This window comes from Tritonibacter sp. SIMBA_163 (genome assembly GCF_046535935.1).
In the GTDB taxonomy this organism is placed as follows: Bacteria; Pseudomonadota; Alphaproteobacteria; order Rhodobacterales; family Rhodobacteraceae; genus Epibacterium; species Epibacterium scottomollicae.
Window position 1 is genome coordinate 1 of the sequence record NZ_JAWJBP010000465.1, and the last position, 271, is coordinate 271.

Sequence of the window (271 nt, forward strand, 5' to 3'; positions counted from 1 at the left end):
GTAGTTGTGCTACAAACCCAAGAGCGCAGTTTGCAAGGAGCTGAAGTCTTCACCAAATATCTTCAATCACTTATTGATGACTATGGTGCTAATTTAGACATCATCGGGATATTACCAGTTCTTTTGAAAAATGGAGCTGCAGTAGATTTAGCTACTTTAGAAAATGCTAAAGAGATTTTTGGTGAAGAGAATCTATTTAACATTGTTGTGAAAAACATGGAACGTTTGAAACGTTTTGATATAACTGGTATCACTAATGGCGATATGCATG

1 protein-coding gene is annotated in these 271 nt (G+C 35.8%); it reads left to right on the forward strand.

Translation table 11 applies throughout. From position 1 onward, the window contains the following. The coding region (locus R0J92_RS23140) for a ParA family protein (RefSeq protein ID WP_411053394.1) at positions 1-271 on the forward strand (271 nt) is incomplete at both ends.